The 17,820-nt window shown below is 66.9% G+C and carries 19 protein-coding genes and 1 tRNA gene; 11 read left to right on the forward strand and 9 right to left on the reverse strand.

Features of this window, described 5'->3' with window-relative positions; translation table 11 throughout:
• The gene (locus CZ674_RS01060) at window positions 1-1,509 is read left to right on the forward strand and encodes a sensor histidine kinase (protein ID WP_086990506.1); all 1,509 of its coding nucleotides are present in this window, start codon (window positions 1-3) and stop codon (window positions 1,507-1,509) included.
• Between the two features lie 56 nt (window positions 1,510-1,565).
• Here the strand turns inward: CZ674_RS01060 and CZ674_RS01065 are convergent, their stop codons facing one another.
• Window positions 1,566-1,814, reverse strand: a complete 249-nt coding sequence (locus CZ674_RS01065; RefSeq protein WP_086990369.1) for a WhiB family transcriptional regulator — start codon at window positions 1,812-1,814, stop codon at window positions 1,566-1,568.
• A gap of 249 nt (window positions 1,815-2,063) precedes the next feature.
• Between CZ674_RS01065 and CZ674_RS01070 the strand changes: the two genes are divergently transcribed.
• A complete protein-coding gene (locus CZ674_RS01070) occupies window positions 2,064-2,447 on the forward strand; it encodes a hypothetical protein (protein ID WP_086990376.1) in 384 nt (127 codons plus the stop codon).
• Between the two features lie 6 nt (window positions 2,448-2,453).
• Window positions 2,454-3,290, forward strand: coding sequence for an alpha/beta fold hydrolase (locus CZ674_RS01075; protein WP_086990378.1), 837 nt, complete (start codon window positions 2,454-2,456; stop codon window positions 3,288-3,290).
• A gap of 3 nt (window positions 3,291-3,293) precedes the next feature.
• Here the strand turns inward: CZ674_RS01075 and bcp are convergent, their stop codons facing one another.
• On the reverse strand, window positions 3,294-3,764 hold the full coding sequence (gene bcp, locus CZ674_RS01080) for a thioredoxin-dependent thiol peroxidase (protein WP_086990381.1): 471 nt from the start codon (window positions 3,762-3,764) through the stop codon (window positions 3,294-3,296).
• Window positions 3,765-3,839: 75 nt separating this feature from the next.
• On the opposite strand from bcp, the gene CZ674_RS01085 reads away from it, so the two are divergent.
• Together CZ674_RS01085 and CZ674_RS01090 are read left to right on the forward strand one after the other, a co-directional pair.
• A tRNA-Lys gene (locus tag CZ674_RS01085) sits at window positions 3,840-3,911 on the forward strand.
• A 136-nt stretch (window positions 3,912-4,047) separates the two neighbouring features.
• Window positions 4,048-5,088 carry a hypothetical protein gene (locus CZ674_RS01090; RefSeq protein ID WP_143244577.1) on the forward strand — a complete coding sequence of 347 codons (1,041 nt, stop codon included), beginning with the start codon at window positions 4,048-4,050 and terminating at the stop codon, window positions 5,086-5,088.
• On the opposite strand, the gene CZ674_RS01095 is transcribed toward CZ674_RS01090, so the two are convergent.
• Genes CZ674_RS01095 through CZ674_RS14080 form a run of 4 tightly spaced genes read right to left on the reverse strand, consistent with a single transcriptional unit; the run spans window position 5,067 to window position 7,670 of the window.
• Window positions 5,067-5,360, reverse strand: coding sequence for a hypothetical protein (locus CZ674_RS01095; protein ID WP_086990387.1), 294 nt, complete (start codon window positions 5,358-5,360; stop codon window positions 5,067-5,069). The two genes, CZ674_RS01090 and CZ674_RS01095, sit on opposite strands and share 22 nt — an antisense overlap.
• Window positions 5,361-5,375: 15 nt before the next feature.
• Entirely contained in the window at window positions 5,376-6,602 is a 1,227-nt protein-coding gene (locus CZ674_RS01100) for a pyridoxal phosphate-dependent aminotransferase (protein WP_086990390.1), read from the reverse strand.
• A gap of 4 nt (window positions 6,603-6,606) precedes the next feature.
• Window positions 6,607-7,464, reverse strand: a complete 858-nt coding sequence (locus tag CZ674_RS01105; RefSeq protein ID WP_159456854.1) for a PfkB family carbohydrate kinase — start codon at window positions 7,462-7,464, stop codon at window positions 6,607-6,609.
• Window positions 7,461-7,670, reverse strand: a complete 210-nt coding sequence (locus CZ674_RS14080; protein ID WP_159456855.1) for a hypothetical protein — start codon at window positions 7,668-7,670, stop codon at window positions 7,461-7,463. The genes CZ674_RS01105 and CZ674_RS14080 overlap by 4 nt, the downstream gene beginning before the upstream one ends.
• 78 nt (window positions 7,671-7,748) lie before the next feature.
• On the opposite strand from CZ674_RS14080, the gene CZ674_RS01110 reads away from it, so the two are divergent.
• The 5 genes from CZ674_RS01110 to CZ674_RS01130 are packed head-to-tail and all read left to right on the forward strand — an operon-like array spanning window position 7,749 to window position 13,188.
• On the forward strand, window positions 7,749-8,756 hold the full coding sequence (locus CZ674_RS01110; protein WP_234988362.1) for a 3-oxoacyl-ACP synthase III family protein: 1,008 nt from the start codon (window positions 7,749-7,751) through the stop codon (window positions 8,754-8,756).
• An 8-nt stretch (window positions 8,757-8,764) separates the two neighbouring features.
• Entirely contained in the window at window positions 8,765-9,535 is a 771-nt protein-coding gene (locus tag CZ674_RS01115) for a glycosyltransferase (RefSeq protein ID WP_234988363.1), read from the forward strand.
• Window positions 9,532-10,698 carry a cytochrome P450 gene (locus CZ674_RS01120; RefSeq protein WP_086990400.1) on the forward strand — a complete coding sequence of 389 codons (1,167 nt, stop codon included), beginning with the start codon at window positions 9,532-9,534 and terminating at the stop codon, window positions 10,696-10,698. The genes CZ674_RS01115 and CZ674_RS01120 overlap by 4 nt, the downstream gene beginning before the upstream one ends.
• A gap of 7 nt (window positions 10,699-10,705) precedes the next feature.
• Complete coding sequence (locus tag CZ674_RS01125) at window positions 10,706-12,271, forward strand: class I adenylate-forming enzyme family protein (protein ID WP_200810023.1); 1,566 nt, start codon at window positions 10,706-10,708, stop codon at window positions 12,269-12,271.
• Window positions 12,268-13,188, forward strand: coding sequence for an NAD-dependent epimerase/dehydratase family protein (locus CZ674_RS01130; RefSeq protein WP_086990403.1), 921 nt, complete (start codon window positions 12,268-12,270; stop codon window positions 13,186-13,188). Before CZ674_RS01125 ends, CZ674_RS01130 begins: the two co-directional genes overlap by 4 nt.
• On the opposite strand, the gene CZ674_RS01135 is transcribed toward CZ674_RS01130, so the two are convergent.
• From CZ674_RS01135 to CZ674_RS01145, 3 genes are read right to left on the reverse strand one after another with little or no spacing between them, the layout of a single operon-like run.
• On the reverse strand, window positions 13,158-13,733 hold the full coding sequence (locus CZ674_RS01135) for a cysteine hydrolase family protein (protein ID WP_086990406.1): 576 nt from the start codon (window positions 13,731-13,733) through the stop codon (window positions 13,158-13,160). The two genes, CZ674_RS01130 and CZ674_RS01135, sit on opposite strands and share 31 nt — an antisense overlap.
• On the reverse strand, window positions 13,730-15,202 hold the full coding sequence (locus CZ674_RS01140) for a purine-cytosine permease family protein (protein WP_086990409.1): 1,473 nt from the start codon (window positions 15,200-15,202) through the stop codon (window positions 13,730-13,732). Before CZ674_RS01140 ends, CZ674_RS01135 begins: the two co-directional genes overlap by 4 nt.
• A gap of 17 nt (window positions 15,203-15,219) precedes the next feature.
• Window positions 15,220-16,014 carry a sugar phosphate isomerase/epimerase family protein gene (locus CZ674_RS01145; RefSeq protein WP_086990512.1) on the reverse strand — a complete coding sequence of 265 codons (795 nt, stop codon included), beginning with the start codon at window positions 16,012-16,014 and terminating at the stop codon, window positions 15,220-15,222.
• Window positions 16,015-16,115: 101 nt separating this feature from the next.
• Here CZ674_RS01145 and ilvD point away from each other — a divergent pair, with 101 nt between their 5' ends.
• Window positions 16,116-17,810 carry a dihydroxy-acid dehydratase gene (gene ilvD, locus CZ674_RS01150; protein WP_086990412.1) on the forward strand — a complete coding sequence of 565 codons (1,695 nt, stop codon included), beginning with the start codon at window positions 16,116-16,118 and terminating at the stop codon, window positions 17,808-17,810.
• Window positions 17,811-17,820: the final 10 nt, after the last annotated feature.

Genomic DNA, 17,820 nt, shown 5'->3' on the forward strand with positions numbered 1-17,820 from the left:
GTGTCGACACTCACCTCGATAGTCCGCCGAGAGACAGGCGCTTCCGAAGATGACATCGCCTGGCTGCATCGGCTCGTCGCCGACTGGCAGCTGCTGGCTGACATGTCGTTCTCCGACGTCGTGATGTGGGTGCGCACCCCGGGAGGCGAGTTTGTCGCGGCAGCGCACGTGCGGCCGTCGAGCTCGGGCACACTGTTCTATCGCGACATCGTCGGCCAGAGCATTCGCGACGACTGGCGCGCGGCCGTCAGCGACGCGTTCGACCGCAGATCGATTGTCGACTCTGTCGACTACGGGGGCAGCCCGATGCGCGAGACGCGCATCCGTGCTGTTCCTGTCAGGCGCCGTGCGAAGCCGGGCTCGCCCGACCTGCTCGACGCGCCGCTCGCCATCATCACGCGGCACTCGAACATGGGGCACGCGCGCATTCCGAGCCGGCAGGAGCTCGCCTTCAGAGAGCTCGCCAACGAAGTCTTCGAGATGATCCAGGGCGGAGACTTTCCTGACGAGACTGCGCCGATCGGACCCAGGCGAGGAGCACCTCGTGCGGCTGACGGCCTGATCAGGCTCGACGAGGCCGGCACCGTGACCTTCGCCACGCCGAATGCCCTCAGCGCACTCAACCGCATGGGCTTCGCAGACGAGCTCGAGGGCCGTTCGCTCGCGCAGGTGACGACCGACCTGCTCGACGAGGAGTCTGAGATCGACGATGCGATGCCGCTCGTCGTCATGGGGCGTGCGCCGTGGCGCACCGACATCGAGGCCAGGGGTGTCACGCTGACGCTGCGCACCATCGTGCTGCGGCGCGACGGCGAGCGAGTCGGAGCCATCGTCCTGTGCCGCGACGTGACCGAGATGCGCGTGCGCGAGCAGACGCTCATCACGAAAGACGCCACGATTCGCGAGATCCACCACCGCGTCAAGAACAACCTGCAGACCGTGGCGGCGCTGCTTCGCATTCAGGCCAGGCGCACGCACTCGCAGGAGGCCAAGGAGGCGCTCGTCAATGCCGAGCGCCGAGTCGCGTCGATCGCGGTCGTGCACGACACCCTCAGCACCGGACTGAGCCAGTCAGTCGACTTCGACGAGGTCTTCGACCGCACGATTCCGCTGACGAGCGAGGTCGCGTCCGTCAACAACGTGCGCGTGCGGACAGAGCGCATCGGATCGTTCGGCGTGCTGCCGAGCGGCTATGCGACGCCGCTCGCACTTGCCCTGACCGAGCTTGTGACGAATGCCGTCGAGCACGGACTGCCCGGCATAGAAGACGGACGCGTCACGATCGAGGCGATGCGCAGCAACGACGAGCTCGTCGTGCAGGTGGTCGACAACGGTAAGGGCCTCCCCGCGGGAACAGCGGGGTCGGGCCTCGGCACGCAGATCGTGAAGACGCTCATCACCGGCGAGCTCTCGGGGGCGATCGACTGGGCCGACGGCGACGAGGGCGGCACCGTCGTCACCGTCACGATTCCGCTGCAGTACCTCGACCGCGACGACAACGACGACTGACGCACGAATCGGGGCCGACCACGATGGTCGACCCCGATTGCGAAAGGCTTCTTGGCTCAGCCGGCGCGACGTGCGCGGGCTGCGCGGCGCTTGAGTGCGCGACGCTCGTCTTCAGAGAGGCCGCCCCACACGCCCGAGTCCTGGTTGGTCTCGAGTGCGTACTGCAGGCACTGCTCGGTCACCGTGCAACGACCGCAGACCGTCTTCGCTCGCTCGATCTGGTCGAGTGCGGGGCCTGTGTTGCCGACCGGGAAGAACAGCTCCGGGTCGACGGTGCGGCATGCGGCGTCATCGCGCCAATCCATAGTGACTCCTTGTAGTCTGGGTGTGATGTCGCCCTGGGCGACACTCCGCGTGCAAATGATTCACCCCGATTCGACCGGCTTCTTCAAGCCTGTGACTCGGCGGGCGTCGCATTCGCTGCGGATGATGGAAAGTCCTGCGGCAGCGGGGCATCGTGCGCGGCTACCGAAAGACTATTTTCGCATAGGCGCGTCTGAGAGGCAAGGGATTTCTTGAGTTCGTCAGTAGAGAACACGTCTGCGAGCAGGCCCATGGCGGCCACCTTCATCAGTGTGATCCTGATGATCGAGGCGGCCGCGGTCATCGGCGTCGGCGTCTACACGGCCATCGTCGCGTTCGGCGAAGAGGGCATGCACATCGTCGGCACGCTCTTCCTCGCAGCGGTCTGTCTCGGCCTCGGCGTCTTTCTCATTCAGGCCGCTCGCGGAATGCGCTCCGGGCGACCGTGGTCCCGCGGAGCCGCGCTTGCGTGGCAGGTGCTGCAGATCGGTCTGGCCCTCGGATCATTCAACCCAGACAACCGCATCGTCTGGCTGGCGCTGCTGCTCGCGATCCCCGCGATCGTCGTGCTCGCACTCGTGTTCAGGCAGTCTGTGACCGACTGGCTCGCGCGCGGCGAGCGGCAGCAGGCCTGATCAGTGATGCCCCTCGTCGACATCGGGGGCAGGCGTCTGAGCGTCTTCGACAGTCCCGCCCAGGAGTCGGCGGGCGACGTGGTCGTATTCGAGTCGGGACTCGGTGCCAGCGGAGCCTTCTGGCGGCTTGTCGAGCGAGAGCTGCAAGGATGCGCACGCCTCGTGTCCTACGACCGCGCCGGTTACGGCATTTCTGATGCGGCACAGGGTGATCGCGGCCTCGAGGCGCTGGCCGACGACCTCGATGCGCTCCTCGAGACGCTGCATTCTCAGCGGCTGGTCCTCGTGGGCCACAGCTGGGGCGGGCCCATCGTGCGTCTTGTCGCCAGGAGGCGCAGGGCGCGTGGGCAGGACGTCACGGGATTGGTGCTGGTCGATCCCAGTGACGAAGGCGCGAGCATGTTCTTCGGACGCGCGTTTGCCGTGTCTGACGCGATGCAGCGGGCGCTGAGCGTTCCGCTCGCTCGGACGGGGCTGCTGCGGCGGCTCTACGGCACTGTGCTCAAGCCGCTCACGGGCGAGCTGCTGGATGCAGTCGCCGAGGCGAGCGCAAGCGTAACCGCAGCGAGAGCGTCGAATGCCGAACTGCTCGGTGTGACGGCAGGTCTCGAAGGCCTGCTTGCCCACCCAGAAGCAGAGACGGATGCGCCAGTCACGGTGATCTCCGGCGCTCGGTCCGGCAGGAGCGACCGGCGGCAGCGGGCTGAGCTCATTCGCGCTCACCAGCGGCGCGCTGTGCAGGCTCGGAACGGCCGCCATGTGCTTGCTCCGCACTCCGGGCACATGGTGCCGCTGAGCGAGCCCGAGGTCGTCGCAGACGAGGTCAGGCGTCTGCTCGCGTGAGCGCTACTCGCCGAATGCGAGCCGCTTGTTGAGCATGGCCAGGTGGCCCTTCGCCTTCGTGTTGTAGAAGGTGTGGGTGATGACGCCGTGCTCGTCGAGCACGAACGTCGAGCGCTTCACGCCGATGACGGTGCGCCCGTACATGCTCTTCTCGCCCCAGGTGGCGTACTGCTCGTGCACCTCGTGGTCGGGGTCAGACAGCAGCGTGTACTGCAGGCCGTCAGTCTCTGCCGCGCTCGCGAGCTTCTCGACCGAGTCGCGCGAGACTCCGACCACGGTGTAGCCGGCTGCTTCGAGCGGGCCGAAGCTGTCTCTGAAGTCGCATGCCTGGCTGCGGCAGGCCGAGGTCATCGCCTCGGGGTAGAACCACAGAACGACCTTGCTGCCGCGCAGATCGCTGAGCGAAACGGCGTCGCCGTGCTGGTTCTTGAGAGTGAATTCAGGGGCCTGCTGACCGACTTCGAGTTGTGCCATGGCTCCATCTCATCATGGGCGCAAGTGACCTCGGAGCTATGTTATAGTTGACAGTCGGTTCGGTCAGAGCCGTTTGCACCTCTAGCTCAATGGTAGAGCAGCTGACTCTTAATCAGCGGGTTCCGGGTTCGAGTCCCGGGGGGTGTACTGTGCATTATTCACCATCGATGGCTGGTGGTAGCTTTTCCTGCAGGAAGAACAATGAGAATGACGAGCTGCTAGGGAGCCCTTGCTCATGTCGAGCGCCAATGGTCACGAATCGGAAGAGCCTGCTGAAGGCCCCGTGAGCGTTGACGAGCGTTCGGCACGCTTCAAGATGCCGTGGTTCCTCAGCAAGACGGCCGTGATCTCTGGATCGGCTTTCATTGTCGCAGCCCTTGTGGCAGCAATCGTCATGCCTTCGATGCTCGACGCCGAGGCTGACCCGCCTGTCGCTGAAGAGCCCGCCCAGAGTCCAAGTGACCGCGGCATCGTCGAAGACTACAGAGCTGCTCAGGAAGCCCTCGCAATTGCGCAGTGTGAGGCTGAAGAGACATCCATTGCAGCCGGCACGCTCATGCAGCATCTCGGTTCGACGTTGGACGGAGCCGACGTGATCGGCACGGACGAAGCCCTGATCGGCGAGAACGAGCGTCTCAATCTGGCGAATGCACTCCAGCAAGTCGCGCTGCAGTTCGACGAAGCTCCGTTCACCGCCGAACAGCAGCAGCTCGTGGAGGGCGCAGACGACCGCACGCCATGCGATCAGCTTGAGCTGGACGACGCCGCAGCCGCCACAGGCGAAGCCCCCACGCGTGAAGACGTAGAGGCTCTGGAGGATCAGGCAGACAGCGTTGAAAGCATCGGCGTCGAAATGGCTGAGGTGACGGGCCTTGTCGATTCGCTCGCAGATCCCGTGCAGGCAGCGGTGCAGTCGATGCAGCCTGATTCGTATGTGACGGCGCTGTACTGGCGCGCGGACCCAGAAGTGCTCAATGCGCTTCCCGGCGCGACTGAGGAGATGTCGCAGTCGCTGAATGAGCAGAATGGCGGTGCCGAGTCGACTCTCGATCTGCTGGATGCTCTGGTGGTCAAGACCACGGCGGTGTCAGATGTCGTTGCATCGCACTACGCGAACTACGAGAACACGGAGCAGGATCAGCCCGGAGTTCCGGATCCAACCGATCCGGTCAACCCTCCGCCCCCCGATGATCCGCCACCCCCGGATGATCCGACTGACCCGACCGACCCGACTGACCCAACGCAGCCGACTGAACCGCCGACGTCACCAGAGCCACCGGACTTCGAGGAAGGCGAGCCCGTTCAGCTGACCCCTGCCGCTTGATCTGCAGGGGCGGCATGACGGAGGCTGCTTGATTGCTCGCGCGCACCCGTCTGCACGAACGATGCGCCGAAGAGCCCAGCGCCACACGCCATCGACGCGATCGCCGCGGCCTGCATTGCCCACACCAGCACAGAAGTGAGCAGATGCACAGTTGGCGAGCCATTCTCCTGTGACGCCACCAGCAGGTAGTGCGACGGCGTGAATGTATAGAAGAGGGCGGCGTAGGCGATCAGCACGATGCTGATCGTTCGAAGCTTCTTTGCTCGGTTCATATAAACAGGATAGCGCTACTGACGATAGCTCGCCAAGAAGTTTCCGAGACGCTCGATGGCACGCTTCAGGTCGCGGCGGTGCGGCAGCGTGACGATGCGCAGGTGGTCGGGCGCGTCCCAGTTGAAGCCGGTGCCCTGCGTCAGCAGCACCTTCTCTTGCCGCAGGAAGTCGAGCACGAGCTTCTCGTCGTCGCGAATGTGGTGCACCTCGGGGTCGAGACGCGGAAATGCGTACAGGGCGCCCTTCGGTGTCACGACGCTGACGCCGGGAATGCTCTTCAGCGTCTCGACGGCGACGTCGCGCTGGTCGTGCAGGCGCCCGCCGGGTGCCGTGAGCTCGTCGATCGACTGGTTGCCGCCGAGCGCCGCCTGAATCGCATACTGCGCCGGCACGTTGGGGCACAGGCGGGTGGAGGCGAGCAGATTCATCCCGTGGATGAAGCCCTTCGCGTGATCCTGCGGGCCCGAGACGACAACCCATCCGGATCGGAATCCCGCGGCACGGTAGGTCTTCGACAGGCCGTTGTAGGTGAGCACGAGCAGGTCGGGCGCGAGCGTCGCGATCGAGATGTGCTCGGCGTCGTCGTACAGGATGCGGTCGTAGATCTCGTCGGCGAGGATCAGCAGCGAGTGGCGGCGTGCGACCTCGACGATTCTCTCGAGCACCTCACGCGAGTAGACGGCTCCGGTGGGGTTGTTCGGGTTGATGACCACGATCGCCTTCGTGCGCTCGGTGATCTTCGACTCGATGTCTTCGATGCTGGGCTCCCAGCCGGCCTCTTCGTCGCAGCGATAGTGCACCGGCGTACCTGACGAAAGGCTTGTCATTGCCGTCCAGAGCGGGTAGTCGGGCATGGGGATCAGCACTTCGTCGCCTTCGTCGAGCAGCGCCTGCATCGTCATGGTGATGAGCTCTGAGACGCCGTTGCCGAGAAAGACGTCGTCGACCGAGATGCGCGGAAAGCCGGGCACCTGGTCGTAGCGGCTCACAATCGCGCGGCGAGCCGACAGGATGCCCTTCGAGTCGGAGTAGCCCTGGGCGTTGTGCAGATTGGCGATGACGTCCTGCACGATCACCTCGGGGGTATCGTGGCCGAATGGCGCCGGGTTGCCGATGTTCAGCTTGAGGATGCGATGGCCGTCTGCCTCGAGCCGCATCGCCTCGTCCTGTATGGGCCCTCGCAGCTCATAGAGCACGTTCTGGAGCTTGGTCGACTGGTTGAGAGAGCGAAGCGAAGCCATGCACTCATGGTAGTTGCAGTTCGCCTCCGGGGGCACGGCAGGTTGCGGCGGCGACCAGCATCGCGCGCTCCAGAGCTTCGCCCCACGGCTGCTCATCGAGCAAGGCAAGGGCGAGCGTCGCATTCGTCGCGTCGCCCGCGCCGATCGTGTCGACGATGGGCGCATCCATGTGCGCGATGGGGCGCTGCTCGTGCAGCGAAGCGGTGCGGATGCTCGCCCCGGCTGGGCCTTCGGTCACGAGTGCGACCTCGAGGCCTGCGGCAAGCAGCTGCTCGGCCGCATCGTGCGGCTCGAGTTCGAAGAGCAGCCGGGTGTCTTCATCGCTCAGCTTCAGCATCGTCGCAGCGGCTGCGAGCCGGCGCAGGTTTGCGGCGAACGCCGCGACGGTGGCGGGGTCGTTGTCGCGCAGGTATCCGGGCCGGGGATTCGCATCGAGCACGAACGGAATCGGCATTCGCTGCAGCGCTTGCAGCGCCTCCGTCTGCGCGTCGCTCTCCAGCGGAACACAGGAGACCACGACGCAGTCGGCCTCGGCGATCACCGCGGCCTTCGACGCGACGTCGAAGAATCGCTTGCGTCCGGCCTCGTTGAAGACGTACTCCATCGACTCGCCGACTCGGGTCGCCGTGGCTGTCGCGGTGCCGTGTGGCGCATCCGTCGCGTGCACTCGCACGCCGTGCTCGGCCGCGTGCCGCAGGAGGGCCCGACCCGGCTCGTCGTCGGCGAGCATCGTGATGAGGTCGACGTCTGCTCCGAGCTTCGCGAGTCCGACGGCGACGTTGAAGGCGGCTCCGCCGGGAATCTGGCGGCCGTCGACGATGTCGATCAGGGCGTCGCCGATGACGGCAACGCGATGGGTCACTTCGACAGCTCGCGCTCGAGCTCTTCGAGTCGAACCTGGCGATCCTGCTCGAGCACCGAGCCGATTGCGAGCGCGACTCCGATGCCCCACGAGCCCCAGAGCAGAAGGCTTCGCCAGTTGACGGGCGCTTCTTTCGTGACCTTGTAGACGCCAACGGCGCCGGCAACGGCTGTCAGGACACCTGGGTTCAGAAGAAACTTGCGCACATGCATACGGTACCGAACGCCCAGCAGGCGCGACAACTGCCCTGCCAAAGCCCAGCCTGGTCGGGTTAGGCTCCCGATGTGACCACTCCATCGCCGAACACGCGCATCGCCGCCATCAGAGTGAGCCTGCCCGAGACCGTGCGCACGGCTGACGAGACCGAATACATGCTGCGCACATCGAACCCGGGGCTGCGGCTTCCGACCGGTCTGATCAGCCGCATGACCGGTGTCAGGCGGGTGCATGTGCGGCATCCGGACCAGCAGGCCTCAGACCTCGCGGCCGACGCTGCGCGGGCCGCGCTCGCGGATGTGACCGGCCCCGTCGACCACCTGATCTTCGCAAGCGCCAGCCAAGACCTGATCGAGCCGGCCACCAGCCACATCCTCGCCGACAAGCTCGGCCTCGACCTGCCGGTGTTCGACGTCAAGAACGCCTGCAACTCGCTCGTCAACGGCATGCAGACCGCCTACGGCCTCATCGCCACGGGGCAGGCGAGCCGGGTGCTCGTGGCCAGCGGCGAGACGCCGACGAGCGCTGTGCGGTGGCAGCTGAGCTCGAAGCAGCAGTTTCTGCGGTCGTTCCCCGGCTACACGATGAGCGACGGGGGAGCAGCGGTCGTACTCGAGGCGGCGGATGCCCCGGGCATCGAGGGCATGTACTTCGCGTCGCAGTCGCGGCACTGGAGCATCGGCACACTGCCCACGGGCGGCTCGATGTTTCCGCGGGATCCCGAGGCGACCTACTTCGACATGGACGGCGCAGGGCTTGCCGAAGCGTTCATGGACCTGGGCCCGGGGCCCGTGTTCGAGCTGCTCGACCGGCTCGATACCAGCATCGAAGACTTCGATCTCATCGCGATGCATCAGGTGGCCGAGCCGCACCTGCCGCGCATCGCCGAGAGGCTGGGCGTGCCCGTCGACCGCATCGTGCAGACAATCGCAGAGCACGGCAACCTCGCGTCCGTCACCCTGCCGCTGCAGCTGCGCCTGGCCCTCGACTCGGGTCGCATCAGTGAAGGCTCGCGCGTGCTCATGGTGGGGCTGGCGGGCGGCATCAGCATCGGCCTCGTGGCGGTGACACTGTGAATGCAAAGGTGAGCGACCTCGCCGTCATCGTGCCCGTCTACAACGAGTCGGCTCGGGTGCACGAGACGCTGCGGCAGCTGCACGCTCAGCGCGACGATGACTTTGACGCGTACTTCGTCGACAACAGCTCGACCGACGGCTCGGGCGATATCATCAGGGCGTTCGCGGCCGAGCACGGGCGTGAACGTTGGCATGTGATCCACGAGCCGGTCAAGGGAACAGGCGCGGCCGCCGACACCGGCATGCGCGCTGCCATCGCGGCGGGCCACACGCTGCTGGCTCGCACCGACGCAGACTGCATTCCGCGCCTCGACTGGACGTCGAACATCCGAAAGGCGCTGACACCGAAGTCTGCGGGCGGTGACGGCCTCGACTTTCTCGGCGGCCTGCTGGTCTCGCGCCGCGACGAGGGCGAGCCGCTCTGGCGCCGCAAGCTGATGGAGTCGGCCGTCACCCTGGCGGTCGTGTTCGGCAAGCTTCGCGCGAGCAACCGCGGCAGCCAGTACCTCGGCGGGTACATCATGGCGCCCGGCTGCAACCTCGCGATCAGGGCCGAGACCTACACAGCGGCGGGCGGGTTTCCGCGCACGAAGATCGAAGATCTGCACGAGGACCGCGCGCTCGTCAACGCCGTGCGCGAGATCACGTCGCACTACGCCGAGCGACGCGACATCGTCGTAGCCGGCTCATCGCGACGAGTGCAGGCGTGGGGGCTGAAGAACACCCTGCTCTGGTACAAGGATCACGCCTACCGACCCGACCACGTGGACATCCGGTGACGAGCCAGGCAGACCGGTTCGCACGTGCGATGCGGGCGGATGCGCGGGTCGTCCGTGCCGCGCATCCGTTCGTCGCGTCGATGCTCGAGGCGGTGCGTCGCCCCGTCATGCGCCTGCCGCGAATAGGCCTGCTCGTGCAGCAGACAGACCTCGTGCGCGAGGTCATGAGCGACACCGACCGCTTCACGAAGAACGGGCCCGGCGCCTCAAGCGACCTCTGGACGCCCGTGCTCGGCGACCGCGTGCTGGTAAACATGCACGGGCCCGACCACCACGCGATGCGCCGCACGCTGCAGCCGATCTTCGCACCCGGGTTCGTGAACGAGCTGGTGCGCGAGATGGTCGAACCGCGATGGAAGCAGGCTGCGGCGTCATTGGCTGCGGGCGACAGGGTCGACATCGCGAAGGTCACGCGCGAAGGGGCGAGCGACGCGATCGCTGTGCTCGTCGGGCTCGACCGCGGCGCCGTCGACGACGCCATGTTCGAGTCGGTGACGCAGATCACCGGCATGGTGAAGCTCACCAGGCCCCGGCTGACTGACCAGCAGGCTCAGCGCGCTCGCGACCTGCTGGCCCAGCTCACCGAGCACGCCCACGCGGCGTACGCGGGCGACGAATCGACAGTGCCGGGGCGGATGCGCGCACTCGGTCTCAGCGAGCGCGAAGCACTCGGGGCGGTCGGGGCGTTCATCCTGACCGGAACCGAGACGCTCGCGGGCGCGATTCCGCGCATCACGGCGATGCTCGCCGACGCCGACTGGTTCTCGCAGCTGACCGATGACGCAGCCGCCGACCGCGCGATCGCCGAGTCGCTTCGCTGGACGACCCCGTCGCTCGCGACGCTCCGCTCAGCCCTGGTCGACACCGAGATCGGGGGAGCGAAGGTGCAGAAGGGCGACCGCATCGTGCTCGCCACCTACAAGGCGAACCGGCAGCGCGGGCCCTGGGATCCGACGAGCGACCGGGTCGCCGGGCTCAGGCAGCTCTGGTTCGGTGCCGGCGAGCACTTCTGCATCGGAGCCCCGCTGGCCATGGCGCAGATCCGCACCGCCATCACGGCGCTGCGATCGGTCGAGGGGCGTCTGCAGGCGACAGACCGCACCCCGCTTCGGAATACCGTCATCCCCTCGTATCGTTCCCTCGTGATGGAGGCGCGGAGGTGATGGCTCAGTGAACGCAAGAGCAGAGGGAGTCGACCTCGTGGCAGCGCTGTGGGCTGCGATGGAGTCTGAAGGCCCGGCGATCTCGTTCGCGGGCAAGACGATCACGTTCAGGCAGCTGCGCACCCGCATCCAGACCGTCGCCGCCAATCTGCAGCGCCGCGGAATGCAGCCGGGCGACCGCGTGCTCTTCTCGGTGCGCCCCGGCATCGACTCGATGGTGCTGGCGCTCGCGATGGTGACCGTCGGCGCGACCGTGGTATTCGCCGACCCGGGAGCCGGCCGCGCCCTGTTCGAGACCCGCGCCAAGCTCGCAGCGGCACGATGGGTCGCCGCCGAATCGGTGCTCTTCGCGGCCTCGACGCCGCTGGTGAGGCCCCTCGCCCGCGCTCGCGGCATCGACCTGCCCGACTACAGCCGCATCATCGAAGACCCGCAGGTCGTCTTCTCCGGGCCTTGGCTGCCGGGCGTGCCACGCGGTGCGCACTCGCTGCGGTCGCTCGAAAAGCCCCGCGGGGTGCCGACGCCGCTGACTGAGCAGCACGGCGACACGGATGCGCTCATCATCTTCACCAGCGGCACGACTTCCGTGCCGAAGGGGGTCGTGCACACGCGGCACACACTCGGCGCCGGGCTCGCCGACGTGAGCGAGGGGCTCGGCTTCAGGCCCGGCCAGCGCGTGCTCACCGACCAGCTGATGATCGGGGTGCCAGCGCTCATCGCCGGCGCCCACTGGATCATGCCGAAGTACGGCCTCGACCCGGGGGCTGCGCCAGAGGACTACCTGCCGCTGCTGGGAGACGCAGACGCGGCGTTCTTGACACCCGCATCCATGAACGCAGTGCTCGACGCTCTCGGCGACCGCACGCTGCCGGGCCTCGAGCTCGTGGCGATGGGAGGGGCTCCCGTGCTCTCACCGCTGCTCCGCCGCATCCGTACCACCATGCCGAATGCCAAGATCAGAGCGATCTACGGCATGACGGAGGCGCTGCCCGTCGCAATCGCCGACGGTCACGAGAAGCTGCGCCGCGACCCGGCAGACGGCGACTGGGTCGGCCGCATCGTTTCGTCGGTCAGCGCCCGAATCGCAGCAGACGGCGAGCTGCTGATCGAAGGGCCCGGCATCGCCCGCGGCTACCTGCACGAGCTGCCGAACGAGCTCGTGACGCTGCCCTCGGGCGACCTCGCGCGCATCGACGACGGCGACCTGGGACCAGAGCTGACGATGCTCGCCCGCAAGAAGGACATGCTGATCCGCGACCGCACCAACATCTACCCCGCGCTCTACGAGCCGGTCATCGTGACGCTGCCGGGCGTCGCCGAGGCGTACATCGTGGGGGTTCCCGACGAGATCGGCGACGACCGGGTCGTGCTCGCGCTCGTGCTCGCCGCCGATGCCGCGGCAGGCACACCGGCCGCGGTCGAGCGTGCGCTGCCGGGCCTCATCGACCACGCGGCTCTGCCCGATGCGGTCGTTCGCATCGACGCCGTGCCGCGCTCGGGCAGGCAGTCGAAGCCCGACCGCGAGGCGCTGTCGAAGCTCGTGGCGCCGATGCTCGAGGAGTCGCAGCGATGACGCTGCTGCGCATTGCCGTCACGGGCGCGAGCGGCTTCGTCGGAGGCGCGGTCGCCACGGCGCTGGCCTCTGCCGGACACGAGGTGCTGGGCTTCGGTCGCAGGCCGGGCGGCTGGTCGCACCCTCGCGGCACCTACCTGCAGCGCGACCTCGTGCACGACGCGATTCCCGAGATCAACGACGTCAACGTGATCGTGCACGCTGCAGCCCTCGCCGACGACTGGGCAGACTGGCACGAGGCGTTCGACGCCAACGTTCGCACGACGGGCCGCCTCGCAGGGCTCGCAGCCCACGCACGACTCGTGCACATCTCGTCGGCAAGCGTCTACGACCCCTTCGAGCCCAATGTGCTCGCGGCGGAGTCCGACTCTCTGCCCAAGCGCTACATGAACGCATACGGCGCGACGAAAGCGATCGCCGAGCGCATCGCAGCCCTGCACCCGAACGCGATCATGCTCAGGCCCCACGCCGTCTACGGCCCCGGAGACACAACCCTGCTGCCGCGAGTTGAGTCGCGCATCCGCCTCGGCACACTCGCCTTGCCGGGAGGCGGGCGGTCGCTGCACACCGTCACCCACATCGACACCATGGTCGAAGCGGTCGAGCTGTCGCTGCAGAGCACCGTGACCGGGCCGGTCAACGTGGGCGATGCCGAGCCTGTCGCGATCGGGGAGTTCATCGCGGATGCCCTGGCCGCCAAGGGCCGTGGCGTGCGGATCGCATCGGTTCCGGTGGGCGGTGCGCTCGCGGTTGCCTCACGTGCCGAGGGGCTGGCGAAGCTCACCGGCTCGACGCCATCGACGACTCGCTACGCAGTCGCGCAGATCGGTCGGGAGCGCACCCTCGACCTCACCCGCGCACACGACCTGCTCGGGCTCACGAGGCGTCAGCCGTCGCTGGCCTTTCTCGCTGCCTGATCCTGCTGCAGCACCTGAATCTGCGGCGAGTACAGCTCGCAGACTTGCAGTGCGGCAGCCGCGTTCTCGACGGTCGAGCCGGCGCAGGCGTCGGCCGCGATCCGCACGAACCGGCCTGCGTCGGCTGCGGCCAGAGCGGTCGAGATGACGCAGCAGTCGGTCGCGACTCCGCAGAGCATGAGCCGCTGCGCATCACCAGTCGCCTCGCGAAGCTCGTCGCCCCACTTGCCAAAGGTCGCAAGATCGATCGTCGGATGCACGCTCAAGTCGCGAGCATCGGGAACCAGGTCGAACAGCGGGTCGTCGGCAGGCCTGTCTGCGAACGGCCAGGCGTCGAAGTATGCGCCCCACGAGCCGGAGCGATCAGCAGTCGGCAGCCACCTCGTCACGATGACGCGGTCGCCGTAGTCTGCTGCGAGACTGCGGATGCGCGGCATCGCGTCAGCGAACAGGGGAGTGCCCCACTCAGACGCCTCGGGACTCGCGAAGACGTTCTGCGGATCGATGACGACCAGCCACTCTGCGCCTGCTGACTCAGTGCTCACGCCGCACCCTGCTCCTGCTTGCGGATCGTGCCGCGGCGCGCGAACCAGGTCACGACGAACGAGAAGACCAGGGCGAAGAACACGCCGAGGTTCGCGTAGGCCCAGTCGCCTTCGCGGCCGCCCACGATGCCGAGCAGATAGCCCTGCCAGTTGTTCCAGGCCGCGGCGTCGGCGAACATGTTGACGACCAGGCCCCATCCGACTGCCGATGCTGCGACCATGGTGCCGATCGACACCCAGTCCCACGAGCCGTAGCGGCCGCGTGCATCGAACAGCGCCTCTTCGTCGTAGTCGCGCCTGCGGGTGAGGATGTCGGCGATGAGGATGCCCGCCCACGACGCGAGCGGCACGCCGAGGGTGATCAGGAAGCTCTGGAACGGCCCCAGGAAGTCAGTGGCGAAGAACACCACCCAGATGGTGCCTGCGGTCAGGATCAGGCCGTCGATCGCAGCGGCTGCCGGGCGGGGGATGCGGATGCCGAGGCTCAGCAGCGTGAGGCCCGACGAGTAGATGCCGAGCACGGCTCCTGAGACGAGCGCCAGCACTGCGGTGAGCAGGAACGGCACCAACACCCACACCGGGAGGATCGTTGCGAGGGCTCCGACGGGGTCGACCTCGATGGCTGCGCTCAACGCGGGGTCGGAACCGGCCAGCAGCAGTCCGAGCACGACCAGCACCACGGGTGCGACCGAGCCTCCGATCGTGTTCCAGAGCACGATGCGCGAGTCGGGCGTCGAGCGCTTCTGGTAGCGCGACCAGTCGGCCGCGATGTTGATCCAGCCGAGGCCGAAGCCCGTCATCACCATGACGAGGGCGCCGATCACCTGGCCGGTGCTGCCGGTCTCGAGCGCCATGACTGCCGCGAAGTCGATGTGGGGAATGGCGAGCACCGCGTACAGCACCGTGACGGCGCCGGTGATCCAGGTCAGGATCGACTGCATGCGCATGATCGTGTGATAGCCGAGCACCGACGCCACGACGATGAGGGCGGCCACCACGACGGTCGCGATGATCATCAGCAACACGCCGCCGTCGAAGCCGAGCTGGGCGAGCACCGTCGACGTCGCGAGCACGGCCATGATCGCGAGGAATGTCTCCCAGCCGATCGAGGTCAGCCACGACACGATGCCCGGCACCTTCTGCCCGTGCACGCCGAACGCTGCTCTCGACAGCACCATCGTGGGGGCAGAGCCGCGCTTGCCGGCGATGGCGATGAGGCCGCAGAGCAGAAACGACACGACGATGCCGACGACGGCGACCGCCGTGGCCTGCCAGAAGCTGATGCCGAAGCCCAGGATGAACGACCCGTATGACATGCCGAACACCGACACGTTGGCCGCGAACCAGGGCCAGAACAGGTCGCTCGGCTTCGCGGTTCTCTGTGACTCGGGCACGATCTCGATGCCGGTCTTCTCGATCAGTCTGGCGGTCGGCGTCACTGCCGAATCCGCGTGTTCAGAATTGGTCATGAAGCAACGGTAGCGGGCTAATCCTGTCCCAGGTTCTCGTGTGCGAAATCGAGCGTTTCGGCGAGCAGTCGCAGCCGGTCGCGATCGGTCTTCGCCTTGCCGGTCTTGATCTCTGCGATGACCTGGCCGTCCCACTCGTTCTCGGCCAGCCACTCCAGCACTTCAGCCACCGGCTCGTTGCCGTGACCGGGCAGCATGTGCTCGTCGAAGAGCTTCTTGTCGTCGGCCGCGACGCCGTCGGTGAGGTGGATGTGGCGCAGCTTCTCGAGCCCCAGGTCGTGCGCGAGCTCGAGCGAGTTGCGCCTGGCCAGCGCGCAGTGCGAGAAGTCGAGCGTCGCGTGCTCGACATCCATCTCGCTGGGGTCGATGCCCGGCAGGTACGCCCGCTGGTCGCGGTCGCCCGTGCGCCACGGAAACATGTTCTCTACCGCGACCGTCACGCCGTATCGCTCGGCCACCTCGCCGACGACGCGTTCGAATCCGGTCGCGTACCGGCCCTGCCATCGGAACGGCGGATGCACGACCACGGTGGGCACGCCGAGTTCGGCTGCCAGCTCGGCCGACTTCTCGAGTTTGATCATGGGTCCGCGTCCCCAGACGAATGTCGTGAGCAGAAGCGTGGGCGCGTGCAGGGCCATGATCGGCTGGTCATACTCTTTGGAGAACTCTGCAAGACGCGTCTTCGAACGGGTGCGCGCATCCGTCGTGACCATGACTTCGACACCGTCGAAGCCTGTCTCTGCGCTCAGTCGAAAGCCGTCTTCGACGCCTTTGGGGAACACGCTGATAGTCGAGAGTCCAACAGGGATCATGCCGACCACGCTACGCCCGATTGATGAACGGCGACTGACGCGATGGCAAAGCGTTACGCGCGACTGCGGGGTCGCATGGCAACAGGCATAGACTTGAGTGCATGGCCGAAGTCGACATCAAACCGCGTTCAAGAGCCGTCACTGACGGCATCGAAGCCACCACGTCGCGAGGCATGCTTCGCGGCGTCGGCATGGGCGACGACGACTGGGACAAGCCCCAGATCGGCATCGCATCGAGCTGGAACGAGATCACCCCGTGCAATCTCTCGCTCAACCGACTTGCGCAGGGCGCCAAGGAGGGCGTGCACGCAGGCGGCGGCTACCCGCTGCAGTTCGGCACGATCTCCGTCTCTGACGGCATCTCGATGGGCCACGAGGGCATGCACTTCTCGCTCGTCTCACGAGAGGTCATCGCCGACAGCGTCGAGACCGTCGTCATGGCCGAGCGCCTCGACGGCACAGTGCTGCTCGCCGGCTGCGACAAGTCGCTGCCCGGCATGCTGATGGCAGCGGCCAGGCTCGACCTCGCGAGCGTCTTCGTCTACGCCGGCTCGATCGCCCCGGGGCGCGTCACGCTCTCTGATGGCACCGAGCGTGAGATCACCATCATCGACTCGTTCGAGGCCGTCGGTGCCTGCAAGGCCGGCACCATGAGCGAAGAAGACCTCAAGAAGATCGAGTGCGGCTTCGCACCGACCGAGGGCGCGTGCGGCGGCATGTACACCGCCAACACGATGGCCTGCATCGCCGAGGCGCTCGGCATGAGCCTGCCGGGCTCGTCGACGCCGCTCTCGGCTGACCGCCGTCGCGACATGTACTCGCACCGCTCGGGCGAGGCAGTCGTCAACATGCTGCGCAAGGGCCTCACGACCAGCGACATCCTGACCAAGAAGGCGTTCGAGAACGCCGTCACGGTCGCGATGGTGCTCGGCGGATCCACCAACGCCGTGCTGCACCTGCTCGCCATCGCCAACGAGGCCGGCGTCGAGCTTACCCTCGACGACTTCACGCGCATCGGCCAGAAGTCGCCGCACCTGGCAGACGTCAAGCCGTTCGGCCAGTTCGTCGCCCAGGACTTCGACCGCGTCGGAGGCATGCCCGTCATCATGAAGGCGCTGCTCGACGCGGGCCTGCTGCACGGCGACGCCATGACGGTCACCGGCAAGACGCTCGCCGAGAACCTCGCAGACCTGAACCCGGCCGCGATCGACGGCAAGGTCGTGCGCGAGCTCGACGACCCCATCCACGCCACCGGCGGACTGACCATTCTCGACGGAACATTCGCGCCTGACGGCGCCGTGGTCAAGACGGCCGGCTTCGACGCCGAGCTGTTCGAGGGCCCGGCACGCGTGTTCGAGCGCGAGCGTGAGGCGATGGATGCGCTGACCCGCGGCGAGATCGCAGCCGGCGACGTCGTGGTCATCAGGTACGAGGGCCCCAAGGGCGGCCCTGGCATGCGCGAGATGCTCGCGATCACCGCGGCCATCAAGGGCGCTGGGCTCGGCAAAGATGTACTACTCTTGACAGACGGAAGATTCTCGGGCGGCACAACCGGCCTGTGCATCGGACACATTGCACCGGAGGCAGTGGACGCTGGTCCTATTGCCTTCGTGCGCGATGGAGACAAGATTCGTGTTGACATCGCAGCTCGCACACTCGATTTACTCGTCGATGAAGCAGAGCTCGCCTCCCGGCGTGAAGGCTGGGAGCCGCTGCCGCCGCGATACACTCGCGGGGTCCTCGCCAAGTACTCCAAGCTGGTCAAGAGCGCCGCTCAGGGCGCCGTGACCGGCTGATCTGCGGGAA

The sequence above is a fragment of the Agrococcus casei LMG 22410 genome (assembly GCF_900163565.1).
In the GTDB taxonomy this organism is placed as follows: domain Bacteria; phylum Actinomycetota; class Actinomycetes; order Actinomycetales; family Microbacteriaceae; genus Agrococcus; species Agrococcus casei.

Excerpts from the sequence above, each read along its gene's own strand:
- CZ674_RS01065 (WP_086990369.1), bottom strand. The coding sequence starts at position 1,814 with ATGGATTGGCGCGATGACGCCGCATGCCGCACCGTCGACCCGGAGCTG.
- CZ674_RS01070 (WP_086990376.1), top strand. The coding sequence starts at position 2,064 with ATGGCGGCCACCTTCATCAGTGTGATCCTGATGATCGAGGCGGCCGCG.
- CZ674_RS01075 (WP_086990378.1), top strand. The coding sequence starts at position 2,454 with ATGCCCCTCGTCGACATCGGGGGCAGGCGTCTGAGCGTCTTCGACAGT.
- bcp (WP_086990381.1), bottom strand. The coding sequence starts at position 3,764 with ATGGCACAACTCGAAGTCGGTCAGCAGGCCCCTGAATTCACTCTCAAG.
- CZ674_RS01095 (WP_086990387.1), bottom strand. The coding sequence starts at position 5,360 with ATGAACCGAGCAAAGAAGCTTCGAACGATCAGCATCGTGCTGATCGCC.
- CZ674_RS01100 (WP_086990390.1), bottom strand. The coding sequence starts at position 6,602 with ATGGCTTCGCTTCGCTCTCTCAACCAGTCGACCAAGCTCCAGAACGTG.
- CZ674_RS01130 (WP_086990403.1), top strand. The coding sequence starts at position 12,268 with ATGACGCTGCTGCGCATTGCCGTCACGGGCGCGAGCGGCTTCGTCGGA.
- CZ674_RS01140 (WP_086990409.1), bottom strand. The coding sequence starts at position 15,202 with ATGACCAATTCTGAACACGCGGATTCGGCAGTGACGCCGACCGCCAGA.
- CZ674_RS01145 (WP_086990512.1), bottom strand. The coding sequence starts at position 16,014 with ATGATCCCTGTTGGACTCTCGACTATCAGCGTGTTCCCCAAAGGCGTC.
- ilvD (WP_086990412.1), top strand. The coding sequence starts at position 16,116 with ATGGCCGAAGTCGACATCAAACCGCGTTCAAGAGCCGTCACTGACGGC.